Here is a 12190-nt window from a genome sequence, read left to right on the forward strand (position 1 = left end):
CGCGCCGCCATTATTGGAGCGACGCGAGATTTTCAGGCCAGACAGGATTAGTTGGCAACGATATTCAGAAGTTTGCCTGGTACGTAAATTACTTTACGGATGGTCTTATCTTCTGTGAACTTAGTTACGTTCTCATCGTTTAGACCAAGCTCTTCAACTTGCTCTTTGGTCGCATCTGCGGCAACGGTCAGTTTTGCACGTAACTTGCCGTTTACCTGAACGACGATGAGCTTCTCGTCTTCAACCAGCGCTTTTTCATCAAAAGTTGGCCATACTGCGTTGTCGATGTCTGCTTCGCCTAGCGCTGCCCATAGTTCGTATGAGATGTGCGGAGTGATTGGGTAAAGCATCGCAACCACCGCTTTTAGTGCTTCATCAAGGATGGCACGATCTTGTGCTGATTCTTGAGGTGCTTTTGCCAGCTTGTTCATCAGCTCCATGATCGCAGCGATTGCTGTGTTGAACGTTTGACGACGAGCGATATCGTCAGTCACTTTGGCGATAGTCTTATGCACGTCACGACGAAGTGCTTTTTGCTCACCGGAAAGTGCGGCTGCATCTAATGCTTCTGCTGCCCCTTTCGCTGTGTGCTCTTTCACTAGTTTCCAAACACGTTTCAGGAAGCGGTTCGCCCCTTCTACGCCAGACTCTTGCCATTCAAGGGTCATGTCTGCTGGAGACGCGAACATCATGAACAGACGTACTGTGTCAGCGCCGTACTTGTCTACCATCTCTTGCGGGTCGATACCGTTGTTTTTTGACTTAGACATTTTGATCATGCCTGAGTGTGTTACATCGCGACCTTCAGTGTCTTTAGCAGAAGTAATGCGGCCTTTGCCATCACGTTCAACGGCAACATCTGTTGGTGCAACCCACTCTTTACCGCCTTTGTCGTTCTCGAAGTAGAACGCATCCGCCAGTACCATGCCTTGACACAGTAGTTGCTTGAACGGCTCGTCAGAAGTTACGTAACCCGCATCACGTAGCAGTTTGTGGAAGAAGCGCGAGTACAACAGGTGCATACAAGCGTGCTCGATACCACCGATGTACTGATCGACTGGTAGCCAGTAGTTGGCTTTTTCCGGATCCAGGATGTCGTCAGCTTGTGGTGAACAGTAACGCGCATAGTACCAAGAAGATTCCATGAAGGTATCGAAGGTATCAGTTTCACGCAGAGCCGGTTCGCCGTTAAATGTGGTCTTCGCCCACTCTTTGTCAGCTTTGATTGGGCTGGTTACGCCGTCCATTACCACGTCTTCTGGAAGGATTACTGGTAGTTGGTCAGCTGGTACCGGGTGAACTTCACCGTCTTCAGTGGTTACCATTGGGATTGGAGCACCCCAGTAACGTTGACGGGATACACCCCAGTCACGTAGACGGAAGTTAACGGTCTTCGTGCCTTTGCCTTCTGCTTCCAGCTTCGCTGCGATTGCATCGAATGCTGCCTGGAATTCCAGGCCGTCGAATTCACCTGAATCGAACAGGACACCTTTCTCTGTGTATGCCGCTTCAGAGATGTCCAGCTCGCTGCCATCAACTGGCTTGATTACAGGCACGATGTCCAGGCCGTACTTCGTTGCGAATTCGAAGTCACGTTGGTCGTGTGCAGGTACTGCCATTACCGCGCCGGTACCATAGTCCATCAGTACGAAGTTCGCGACAAAAACAGGAACTTCACGGCCGTTCAATGGGTGAATCGCAGTAAGGCCAGTCGCCATACCTTTCTTCTCCATTGTCGCCAATTCAGCTTCTGCTACTTTGGTGTTCTTACACTCTTCGATGAACGCCGCAAGCTCAGGGTTGCCCTCTGCTGCGATAGTCGCCAGAGGGTGACCGGCTGCGATACCCACGTAAGTCACACCCATTAGCGTGTCTGGACGCGTGGTGTAAACTTCCAGGTCTTGCTGGCCTTTCACTGCAAACTTCAGTTCAACGCCTTCAGAGCGGCCGATCCAGTTGCGCTGCATGGTTTTCACCATTTCTGGCCAGCCTTCCAGCTTGTCCAGATCGTCAAGTAGCTCTTGAGCGTATTCGGTGATTTTGATGAACCACTGAGGAATTTCTTTTTGCTCTACAGGCGTGTCACAACGCCAGCAGCAGCCATCTTCAACCTGCTCGTTAGCAAGAACAGTTTGGTCGTTAGGACACCAGTTAACAGAAGAGGTCTTCTTGTAAACCAGGCCTTTTTCGTACAGCTTAGTGAAGAACTCTTGTTCCCAACGGTAGTACTCAGGGGTACAGGTTGCGAATTCACGGTTCCAGTCGTAACCAAAGCCAAGCAGCTTCAGCTGGTTTTTCATGTATTCGATGTTTTCGTAAGTCCAGGGTGCAGGCGCGGTGTTGTTCTTCACCGCTGCGTTTTCTGCAGGTAGGCCAAACGCATCCCAACCGATTGGTTGCATTACGTTTTTGCCTTGTAGGCGTTGGAAACGAGATACTACGTCACCGATGGTGTAGTTACGCACGTGACCCATGTGCAGTCGACCACTTGGGTATGGGAACATAGATAGACAGTAGAATTTTTCTTTATTTGGGTCTTCACTTACAACAAAGGTCTTGTTGTCATCCCAGTGCTTTTGAACTTTTTGTTCAAGGTCTTGTGGATTGTATTGTTCTTGCATCGATGGTATCCGGTTATCTTGGAATTTGTGAGTTCGGTTAGAACAGACTTAAATAGATCGTCATAGAATACCTAAAGCGAGGGATCACAACAATAGCCAATCTGTACCCATGCGGTCGGAAGTGACGCTGGTAGTAGCAAGATGGAGGTCAGTTATGCTTAAACGTAAAGAAGGTTATGAGGAAATGCTTGAGGATGTGATTGAAACCCTCAAGCACAGCCCGGATGAAGTGAATAAAGTTCTCGAAACGTCAGGTAAAGTTGTTTCTGCCGCCAACGACATGACTAAAGATGAACTGGCGTTGATCCGAGCGTATGTCGAGTCAGACTTGAAAGAGTTCTCAGAGAATTATGAAGAGAGCAAAAGCGGCCCGTTTTATCTGACGATTGCCGATTCCATTTGGCAAGGTTTACTCGAAATCACTGACCGTACCAAAGTGGAGTGGGTTGAACTGTTTGATGATCTCGAGCATCAGGGGTTGTACGAAGCGGGAGAGGTCATTGGCTTGGGAACCTTGGTGTGTGATGAGTGTGGTCATAAGACGACCTATAATCACCCCACGCTGATCATTCCGTGCATTAAATGCGGCCATACCGGTTTTAGCCGTCAGTCGCTCAAGCCATAAATTGACACAAGAAGAGGCCCATATGGCCTCTTTTTTGTTTGATTAATTGCTCTTTCTTGGTAACCACCAGGCAAGGATTAAGCTCAGCGCTACCCAGAGGTAGAGTGGCCAGGATCCCCAGCGATGGTATGGCGTCTGGCCGTCGGTCGGAGTCAGTTCACTACGTAATATGGCCGTCTCAAACTGCGGTATCGCTTCGATGACCTGGCCTTTATGATCCGTAACCGCGGTCAGGCCATTGTTGGTTGAGCGGATCAGTGGTTTGCCAAGTTCTAGCGCGCGCATACGCGCAATTTCCATATGCTGTAGTGGGCCAATAGAGCGGCCAAACCAGGCGTCATTCGACAAGGTCAGAATGAAGTCCGTCGCTGAGTTAACGTTCTGCCGCACTTGCTCATTAAAAATGATTTCGTAACACAGTGCCGGTGCCATTTGCATGCCGTTGGCTTCAATATTGGGCTGAATATAGTCGCCTCGGCTGAACGATGACATCGGCAAATTAAAGAACGGCGCAAGCGGGCGTAAAAACGTCTCAAACGGCACAAATTCACCAAACGGCAGTAAATGGTGCTTATGGTAACGCGCGCTCAGATCAAAGCTGTAGTCACCGTAGGAGGTGGCACCCAGCGACAGAATACTGTTGTAGTACTGGCGATCCTCTGTCTGGTTAACCACACCGGTGATGATCGCACTGTGATTCATTTTTGCCGCGCTGTCGAGATTGCTGAGGAAAGAGGGGACTTCAATCTCAAAGGCCGGAATGGCCGCTTCTGGCCAGACAATGATGTCCGCATCCCAGTTTTCACGGGTTAAGTCGGTGTACTTCATAATCGTCGGCCAGCGCTGGCTGGGGAGCCATTTGAGGTTCTGGTCGACGTTACCCTGGATCAGTGCCACGCTGGTGGTGTCTTGCTGGCGTGGCGTGACCCAGTCATACTGGCGGATGCCAAAGCCGGCACTAAGTATGATTGCCGGGATAACCAGCATCATCCATTGTTTGTGAGTCCAGGCGTAGGCCAGAGCGCCGGCACAGATTAGAATGAACAGCGTCAGAAGCTCCACGCCACCAATAGGCGCAAAGCTTGCCAGAGGTGCATCGATCTGGCTGTAACCCAGCCACAGCCAGGGGAAACCTGTCATCACCCAACCACGCAGCCAATCCGTTGCCAGCCATAAAGCGGGGGCAGCAAGCAGTGCGCTGGTGAGGGTAAAGTGAGGGAAAAACTTATTGGTTAACCAGGCAAATAAGCCGGAGTAAACCGCAAGGTAGGCGATTAATAGCCCCATGAGAAACAGGTTGGCAGCCAGTGGCATTCCGCCGAAATTGGCGATGCTGACGTAGACCCAGCTTACTCCGGTGGCAAACTGACCGAGTCCCCAGGCATAACCAATCCAAAGCGCACGCTTAGGAGATTGATTGGTCAAAAGAATCAACAGAACAGCAGGGCTGAGTATCGCGATAGGCCATAGCTGATAAGGGGCAAAAGCCAGGGTAGTCGAGGCGCCAACAAAAGCGGCCACTAAGGGCCGCTTAAGGCGATGAAAAAAAGGATTCATCATGTTTTTATTCTGATATGCCCAATGGTCGGGCGTGTTACTCTTGAGCAGCCTCAAGCAGAGATTCTTCGTCCGGAATCGTTACTTGCAGCTGAATGACACGACGGTTGTCTGCAGCAGTGACTTTGAAATTGTAGTTTTCAATTTCAACCATTTCTCCGCGTGAAGGTAAGTGACCAAATGCAGTCATCACCATACCACCCACGGTATCGACTTCTTCATCACTGAAGTTGGTGCCGAATGTCTCATTAAACTCTTCGATGGTTGTCAGAGCACGGACAGCAAACGTATGTTTGCTTAGTTTACGAATATCGGTTTCGTCATCGTCATCAAACTCATCTTCGATTTCCCCGACAATTTCTTCGAGAATATCTTCAATGGTTACCAGACCAGACACACCACCAAATTCATCCACTACAATCGCCATATGATAACGTTCTTCGCGGAATTCTTTCAGCAGGCGGTCGACCCGTTTACTTTCCGGTACCACCACCGCTGGCCGAATCACGGCTTCAATATCAAATGGATTGCTGTCTGAACCTAAGTATTTAAGTAAGTCCTTCGCCAGCAGAATACCTTCCACATGGTCTTTATCCTCGCTGATCACCGGATAGCGGGAGTGCTGAGCATCAGTAATTAATGCAACCAGTGCATCCAGATCATGAGTGCGTTCAGCGGTAACCATTTGCGAGCGTGGGATCATGATGTCACGCACACGCATTTCGGAGATTTCCATGACCCCTTCGAGCATGTCGCGGGTGTCGTGGTCAATCAGGTCGTTTACTTCCGAGTCGCGGATCACATCCACAAGCTCCTGACGATCTTTCGGTTCGCCCTGGAAGAGTTGACCTAAGCGTTCAAAGAAGGACTTTCTACTCGGACCTTCCGCCTTTTCTTTTTTACTTTCGTGCGATGAGGGAGGATTATCTTCGTTCATTGTTTCTCTAACAAGCAACGCTATCAGAAGTGTGATAGCTCACATTGAAAAATCCAATACGCCCGATAGGGCGTGTTTCGTTTTTCACGGAGGCGTAACCGTTGGTTACTCCTTTTCTGCCTGGTATGGGTCAGCAAAACCCATTCCCTGCATGATTTCTGTCTCGAGGGATTCCATCTCTTCGGCTTCATCGTCCTCGATATGGTCATAACCTAGCAGATGCAGGCTGCCATGTACAACCATATGCGCCCAGTGTGCTGTCAGCGGCTTGTTTTGTTCTACCGCCTCTTTTTCAACAACTTGACGGCATATGATCAAGTCACCCAGCAGATCCATTTCAATGCCTGGCGGTGCTTCGAACGGGAAAGACAGCACATTGGTTGGTTTGTCTTTGCCGCGGTATTCGTGATTAAGCTGGTGGCTCTCCTGCTCATCCACGATACGAATGGTCACTTCCGCCTGAGGCTGAAAGGGGATAATTGCGCTGTTCAACCACTGTTGAAAATCCTGCTCGGACGGCAATCCCTGTTCACTTTCGACTGCCAGTTGCAGATCTAGTTCAATGGTCATGGTTATTCCTTTTTCTCGGCGGCTTGGGCGCTGAGTTCAGCTTTGGCGGCTTCCAGCAATTTTGCATCACGTTCTTCGCGGCGGCGTTTTTCGAACTCTTTGCGTTCTTTCTGATCCTGTGCTTCCCATTTCTCGTAGGCGTTGACGATGCGAGCTACGACCGGGTGGCGCACCACGTCGTCGGCCTGAAAGAAGTTAAAACTGATGTCGTCGACTTCATTCAGTACTTCAATCGCATGGCGCAGGCCTGATTTGGCTCCGCGGGGTAAGTCAATCTGGGTCACGTCACCGGTAATGACTGCGCGTGAGTTAAAGCCGATACGGGTTAAAAACATTTTCATCTGTTCGACGGTGGTGTTTTGACTCTCATCGAGAATGATGAACGCGTCATTGAGGGTCCGGCCGCGCATGTAGGCCAGTGGCGCGACTTCAATTACATTGCGCTCAATCAGCTTCTCTACGCGTTCGAAGCCAAGCATTTCAAACAGCGCATCGTAAAGTGGGCGCAGGTAAGGGTCGACTTTCTGGCTTAAATCGCCCGGCAAAAAGCCCAGCTTTTCACCTGCTTCGACGGCAGGCCGGGTGAGCAAAATACGACGGATTTCCTGGCGTTCGAGTGCATCAACCGCCGCTGCTACTGCCAGGTAAGTCTTACCGGTACCCGCCGGGCCGATGCCGAAACTGATGTCGTGAGTCGCCATATTCATCAGGTATTGAGCCTGATTGGGGGTGCGCGGTTTAATCACACCTTTCTTGGTTTTGACAAATACTTCTTTGCCGTGCTCGATACTGGATTCGGTATTCTGCTCCAGCACGCCGGACTCTTTGATCGTCAGGTGGATCTGTTCCGGTTCAATGTCGGGCGTCTGCCCGCGCACCGGAGCGGTGTCGACATACAGGGTTTTGATGATATCAAGCGCAGCCGCGGCAGTATGAGGTTTACCGACGACGGTAAAGAAGTTACTCCGGTGGTTGATTTCGACGCCGAGGCGGCGTTCTAAGTGCTTGATGTTATCGTCGAAAGGGCCGCACAGGCTAGCTAGTCGGCGGTTGTCGGAAGGTTCTAGATTGATTTCTAGGGTTACAATTTTATTGCTCAATGTTGCCTCTCATTATCTGCCATTTTGCAGAAGCCCGATTTAGACCGGGCTTCTAATGGCTTTATACGAGCTTAAGGCGTAAAGGTAGCTACACCCAGCTCGTCTTCGCGGCGTGTTTTGGCCATCATTTGGGTTGGCGAAATCACACTACGAAGGTCCATGTCTTTTTCTGTACGTACCAGTTCACCGCGCAGTGAGTTGGCAAATACGTCCACAATCTTCACGTCAACAAACTGACCGATCAGATCAGCTGATCCTTCAAAGTTTACTACACGGTTATTCTCGGTACGAGCGCGTAGTTCCATCAAGTTCTTCTTCGATGGTCCTTCAACCAGAACGCGCTGTTCAGTGTCCAGCATCTGACGTGAGTAGCGCATTGCCTGCGAGTTTACCACTTGTTGCAACTCGTACAGGCGCTCTTTCTTGGTTTGTTCTGGCAGATCACACGGGTAATCTGCAGCCGGCGTTCCCGGACGTGGCGAGAAGATAAAGCTGAAGCTCATGTCAAAGTCTACGTCTTTGATCAGCTTCATGGTGTCCTGGAAATCTTTGTCTGTTTCACCTGGGAAAGCAACAATAAAGTCAGAACTGATCTGGATATCAGGACGGGCTTTACGCAGCTTACGGATGATCGACTTGTACTCGATTGCCGTGTGCGGTCGTTTCATCATGGTCAGGATGCGGTCACTACCACTTTGTACCGGCAGGTGCAGGAAGCTCACCAGCTCAGGCGTATCTTCGTAAACGGCGATGATGTCGTCAGTAAACTCCAGCGGGTGGCTGGTGGTAAAGCGGATACGGTCGATACCGTCGATAGAGGCAACCAGGCGCAGTAGTTCAGCAAATGAACAGATCTCACCATCGTGCATCGGGCCGCGGTATGCATTTACATTCTGACCCAGTAGGTTAACTTCACGAACCCCTTGTTCTGCCAGCTGGGCGATTTCGAACAGTACGTCATCCATTGGGCGGCTGACTTCTTCACCACGTGTGTATGGTACCACGCAGTAAGTACAGTACTTAGAACAGCCTTCCATGATAGAAACGAACGCGGTTGCACCTTCTGCACGCGGTTCTGGCAGGCGGTCGAATTTCTCGATCTCAGGGAATGAAATATCCATCACCGGCGCTTCATCCGATTGAGATTGTTTGATCATCTCTGGCAGACGGTGAAGTGTCTGAGGACCAAAAATTACGTCAACGAATGGTGCACGTTCACGGATGTGATCGCCTTCTTGTGTTGCTACACAACCACCCACACCGATAACCACGCCAGGCTTTTTGTCTTTTAAGGTTTTCCAACGGCCAAGCTGGTGGAAAACTTTTTCTTGCGCTTTTTCACGGATCGAACAGGTGTTAAGTAGAAGTACGTCTGCTTCCTCTGGTTCTTCAGTCAGCTCGTAGCCGTTAGCAGCATTAAGCAGGTCGGCCATTTTTGATGAATCGTATTCGTTCATCTGGCAGCCCCAGGTTTTAATTAGCAGTTTCTTACTCATCTCACTTTCGCTCGTTCAGTTGTACTTAAATCGGAGAGCTGTTGCTCAAATTATAGCCGCCATTACGGCGGCAAGCGGCGTATTGTACTGCTTTAAAAAGCACCTGACCAGTGATCTGGCAAATTCTCTGCAAACCCCGATGGAATCTGGATTTTTGCCCTATAGAGAGCAAGGTTTTGGCTATCTCTAAAATCCCTTACATCAATATGTTCAGAGTTTAGTGCTGCCACTGGGATCTTTATGTCAGGAAAAACAAAGAGGTGGCTGGTTTGTATACTTTGGTTAAGTCAATGGCCAGACTATGAAAGTAGAAGTTTCCTGCGGGTGAGTGGCTTTGATTCGTCGCCATTAGTAGCGGTGCCGGATTTCGAGTGCCTAAACCAGCAAATCACCAACGCGTTTACCAATCGAGTAAGTTCCATCGCGGTACATAGCACTTAGGATAAACAATGTTGTAAAAGTGGGCGTGGAACGTACAATTAAAAATCGCAATTAATCAACACGATGAAGAGCAAGAAATGAACAAGTATGACATTGCCGTGATCGGTGGCGGTATGGTGGGTGCAGCGGTTGCTGTCGGATTTGCCAGGCAAGGCAGAAGCGTTGCGGTGGTTGAAGGTGCCGAGCCAAAGGCATTTGCCCCCTCGCAAGCCATGGATATTCGTGTATCTGCAATATCACACCAGTCGGTGAAGCTACTTGATTCATTGGGCGCATGGTCCGCAATTGAAGCCATGCGTGTCTGTCCCTACCGCCGTTTGGAAACCTGGGAGCATCCGGAGTGCCGGACGCGTTTTCACGCTGATGATGTATCGCTGGAGCAATTAGGCTATATCGTAGAGAATCGTTTAATTCAGCTGGGCCTGTGGCAGCTCTTTGAGCAGTACGACAACGTAAGCGTGAAGTGTCCGCAACGGCTAAAAAGCATCGACTTTGGTGAGGTAAATCAAGTCACACTGGAAAGTGGTGAACAGTTTGAGGCCCAGTGGGTCATTGGTGCGGATGGGGCAAATTCCCGAGTGCGTCAGTTAGCCGGGATCGGCGTGACGGCCTGGGATTATCGTCAACACTGTATGCTGATAAATGTCGAAACGGAAAAACCGCAGCAGGACATCACCTGGCAACAGTTTACCCCAACAGGCCCCCGTTCCTTTTTGCCTCTTTGCGGCCATCAGGCCTCACTGGTGTGGTATGACGCGCCAAAACGCATCCGGCAGCTGTGTGCGATGACCAGGCAGCAGTTAAAACAAGAAATTTTGCGTGCCTTTCCGGCTGAACTGGGCGATATCGAGGTGCTTCAGTTTGGTTCGTTTCCTCTTACTCGTCGTCACGCACAAGCATACTCTGCGCGGCACTGTGTCTTGGTTGGCGATTCGGCACACACCATTAACCCTTTAGCCGGGCAGGGGGTTAATCTTGGTTTTAAAGATGTCGATGTACTGCTTGCGGTAACACAAGGCCAAGATCAGCTCAGCGAAAAACTCTTGACTAAGTATGAGCGTTTGCGTCGCCCGGATAACTTACTGATGCAAACCGGGATGGATTTGTTCTACAAAGGTTTCAGTAATGATTTGGCACCGGTGAAATTTGCCCGTAATGCAGCATTAAAATTGGCCGAGCATTCGGGGCCAATCAAAGCCCGGGTATTGAAATATGCTTTAGGTATGTAGATGATACCAATCTACATAAGTATCTGCTCATTCTTGCTGGTTAAAAGCGCTGATAACTATGTTGTCGATTGGGTAATTAGATTAACTAGTTAACCGAAATCTACGCCTTGTTCTAAGCGATTTTTCCTGCGCAATGATCTGAACACTTACTTATCCGGGTTGCTATGTGCAAATAGAGCAGGCAGAAAAAAAGCGAGCACCAGGCTCGCTTTTTTAATTTCAGCCGATCATTGACCCGCTGAGTCCAGAACAAAGAAAAAACCCAGCCAAAAAGCTGGGTTTCCTTAAGATGGTGCGGAAGGAGAGACTTGAACTCTCACACCTTGCGGCGCCAGAACCTAAATCTGGTGCGTCTACCAATTCCGCCACTTCCGCATTGCTTGTTTAATCTCTAGCAAAGAGTGTAGTTACATTGAACATTGGTGGTTCAATATAACGTTGTATATGGCAGGGCTACCTGGATTCGAACCAGGGAATGGCGGCATCAAAAGCCGCTGCCTTACCGCTTGGCGATAGCCCTACAGGCGACAACGTAATGTTATCTAAATATGGTGCGGAAGGAGAGACTTGAACTCTCACACCTTGCGGCGCCAGAACCTAAATCTGGTGCGTCTACCAATTCCGCCACTTCCGCATCTATTCCTAACTACTCTCTTAAGAGTGTTTAGGAATGGTGGCTACGACGGGATTCGAACCTGTGACCCCATCATTATGAGTGATGTGCTCTAACCAGCTGAGCTACGTAGCCATACAAATTGTTTTGATCAAGTATGGTGCGGAAGGAGAGACTTGAACTCTCACACCTTGCGGCGCCAGAACCTAAATCTGGTGCGTCTACCAATTCCGCCACTTCCGCAACTTGATCTGTCATTACCAAGGTAATTGGTAAAACCTCAATAACTAACCCTATATTTCAAGGGAAATAATGGCAGGGCTACCTGGATTCGAACCAGGGAATGGCGGCATCAAAAGCCGCTGCCTTACCGCTTGGCGATAGCCCTACAGGCGACAACGTAATGTTATCTAAATATGGTGCGGAAGGAGAGACTTGAACTCTCACACCTTGCGGCGCCAGAACCTAAATCTGGTGCGTCTACCAATTCCGCCACTTCCGCATAATTTCTGTCTAATTTGGTGCGGAGGGAGGGACTTGAACCCTCACGTCCTAACGGACACTAGCACCTGAAGCTAGCGCGTCTACCAATTCCGCCACCACCGCGCAATCAGACAGTAAATATGGTGGCTACGACGGGATTCGAACCTGTGACCCCATCATTATGAGTGATGTGCTCTAACCAGCTGAGCTACGTAGCCATACAAATTGTTTTGATCAAGTATGGTGCGGAAGGAGAGACTTGAACTCTCACACCTTGCGGCGCCAGAACCTAAATCTGGTGCGTCTACCAATTCCGCCACTTCCGCAACTTGATCTGTCATTATCAAGGTAATTGGTAAAACCTCAATAACTAACCCTATATTTCAAGGGAAATAATGGCAGGGCTACCTGGATTCGAACCAGGGAATGGCGGCATCAAAAGCCGCTGCCTTACCGCTTGGCGATAGCCCTACAGGCGACAACGTAATGTTATCTAAATATGGTGCGGAAGGAGAGAC

Annotated in this window: 8 protein-coding genes and 11 tRNA genes; 2 read left to right on the top strand and 17 right to left on the bottom strand. The window is 49.6% G+C overall.

The features are described 5' to 3' along the window. Positions 1-47 precede the first annotated feature (47 nt). A complete protein-coding gene (gene leuS, locus P2G85_RS14550; protein WP_275864805.1) occupies positions 48-2621 on the bottom strand; it encodes a leucine--tRNA ligase in 2574 nt (857 codons plus the stop codon). A 154-nt stretch (positions 2622-2775) separates the two neighbouring features. Here leuS and P2G85_RS14555 point away from each other — a divergent pair, with 154 nt between their 5' ends. Next, a complete protein-coding gene (locus P2G85_RS14555; RefSeq protein WP_275864806.1) occupies positions 2776-3246 on the top strand; it encodes a zinc ribbon-containing protein in 471 nt (156 codons plus the stop codon). A gap of 42 nt (positions 3247-3288) precedes the next feature. Here P2G85_RS14555 and lnt read toward each other — a convergent pair whose 3' ends face one another. The 5 genes from lnt to miaB all read right to left on the bottom strand — a co-directional run bounded on the left by lnt (position 3289) and on the right by miaB (position 8906). Beyond that, entirely contained in the window at positions 3289-4806 is a 1518-nt protein-coding gene (gene lnt, locus P2G85_RS14560; protein WP_275864807.1) for an apolipoprotein N-acyltransferase, read from the bottom strand. 34 nt (positions 4807-4840) lie between these two features. Continuing rightward, positions 4841-5740 carry a CNNM family magnesium/cobalt transport protein CorC gene (corC, locus tag P2G85_RS14565; protein WP_275864808.1) on the bottom strand — a complete coding sequence of 300 codons (900 nt, stop codon included), beginning with the start codon at positions 5738-5740 and terminating at the stop codon, positions 4841-4843. A gap of 105 nt (positions 5741-5845) precedes the next feature. Beyond that, positions 5846-6310 (bottom strand): rRNA maturation RNase YbeY, encoded by a 465-nt coding sequence (ybeY, locus tag P2G85_RS14570; RefSeq protein WP_275864809.1) that lies wholly within the window; start codon positions 6308-6310, stop codon positions 5846-5848. 2 nt (positions 6311-6312) lie between these two features. Further along, positions 6313-7410 (bottom strand): PhoH family protein, encoded by a 1098-nt coding sequence (locus tag P2G85_RS14575; protein ID WP_275864810.1) that lies wholly within the window; start codon positions 7408-7410, stop codon positions 6313-6315. A gap of 71 nt (positions 7411-7481) precedes the next feature. After that, positions 7482-8906, bottom strand: coding sequence for a tRNA (N6-isopentenyl adenosine(37)-C2)-methylthiotransferase MiaB (gene miaB / locus P2G85_RS14580; protein WP_275864811.1), 1425 nt, complete (start codon positions 8904-8906; stop codon positions 7482-7484). A 518-nt stretch (positions 8907-9424) separates the two neighbouring features. Between miaB and P2G85_RS14585 the strand changes: the two genes are divergently transcribed. After that, positions 9425-10576, top strand: a complete 1152-nt coding sequence (locus P2G85_RS14585; protein ID WP_275864812.1) for a 2-octaprenyl-3-methyl-6-methoxy-1,4-benzoquinol hydroxylase — start codon at positions 9425-9427, stop codon at positions 10574-10576. Between the two features lie 290 nt (positions 10577-10866). Here the strand turns inward: P2G85_RS14585 and P2G85_RS14590 are convergent. The 11 genes from P2G85_RS14590 to P2G85_RS14640 form a co-directional block, all read right to left on the bottom strand. Continuing rightward, positions 10867-10951: transfer RNA gene (locus P2G85_RS14590), tRNA-Leu, on the bottom strand. Positions 10952-11021: 70 nt separating this feature from the next. Continuing rightward, positions 11022-11096 (bottom strand) — tRNA-Gln (locus P2G85_RS14595). A gap of 29 nt (positions 11097-11125) precedes the next feature. Next, positions 11126-11210: transfer RNA gene (locus tag P2G85_RS14600), tRNA-Leu, on the bottom strand. 37 nt (positions 11211-11247) lie between these two features. Continuing rightward, positions 11248-11324: transfer RNA gene (locus P2G85_RS14605), tRNA-Met, on the bottom strand. Positions 11325-11347: 23 nt separating this feature from the next. Beyond that, a tRNA-Leu gene (locus tag P2G85_RS14610) sits at positions 11348-11432 on the bottom strand. Between the two features lie 70 nt (positions 11433-11502). Beyond that, a tRNA-Gln gene (locus P2G85_RS14615) sits at positions 11503-11577 on the bottom strand. 29 nt (positions 11578-11606) lie between these two features. Continuing rightward, a tRNA-Leu gene (locus tag P2G85_RS14620) sits at positions 11607-11691 on the bottom strand. A 17-nt stretch (positions 11692-11708) separates the two neighbouring features. Further along, a tRNA-Leu gene (locus P2G85_RS14625) sits at positions 11709-11795 on the bottom strand. 18 nt (positions 11796-11813) lie between these two features. Then, a tRNA-Met gene (locus P2G85_RS14630) sits at positions 11814-11890 on the bottom strand. Positions 11891-11913: 23 nt separating this feature from the next. After that, positions 11914-11998: transfer RNA gene (locus P2G85_RS14635), tRNA-Leu, on the bottom strand. A gap of 70 nt (positions 11999-12068) precedes the next feature. Beyond that, a tRNA-Gln gene (locus tag P2G85_RS14640) sits at positions 12069-12143 on the bottom strand. Positions 12144-12190: the final 47 nt, after the last annotated feature.

It is taken from the genome of Vibrio sp. CAU 1672 (assembly GCF_029223195.1).
Taxonomy (GTDB): domain Bacteria; phylum Pseudomonadota; class Gammaproteobacteria; order Enterobacterales; family Vibrionaceae; genus Vibrio.

Bases quoted from the DNA above. Each gene is read 5' to 3' on its own strand.
- miaB (WP_275864811.1), bottom strand. From the start codon at position 8,906: ATGAGTAAGAAACTGCTAATTAAAACCTGGGGCTGCCAGATGAACGAA.
- lnt (WP_275864807.1), bottom strand. From the start codon at position 4,806: ATGATGAATCCTTTTTTTCATCGCCTTAAGCGGCCCTTAGTGGCCGCT.
- corC (WP_275864808.1), bottom strand. From the start codon at position 5,740: ATGAACGAAGATAATCCTCCCTCATCGCACGAAAGTAAAAAAGAAAAG.
- leuS (WP_275864805.1), bottom strand. From the start codon at position 2,621: ATGCAAGAACAATACAATCCACAAGACCTTGAACAAAAAGTTCAAAAG.
- P2G85_RS14585 (WP_275864812.1), top strand. From the start codon at position 9,425: ATGAACAAGTATGACATTGCCGTGATCGGTGGCGGTATGGTGGGTGCA.
- P2G85_RS14555 (WP_275864806.1), top strand. From the start codon at position 2,776: ATGCTTAAACGTAAAGAAGGTTATGAGGAAATGCTTGAGGATGTGATT.
- ybeY (WP_275864809.1), bottom strand. From the start codon at position 6,310: ATGACCATTGAACTAGATCTGCAACTGGCAGTCGAAAGTGAACAGGGA.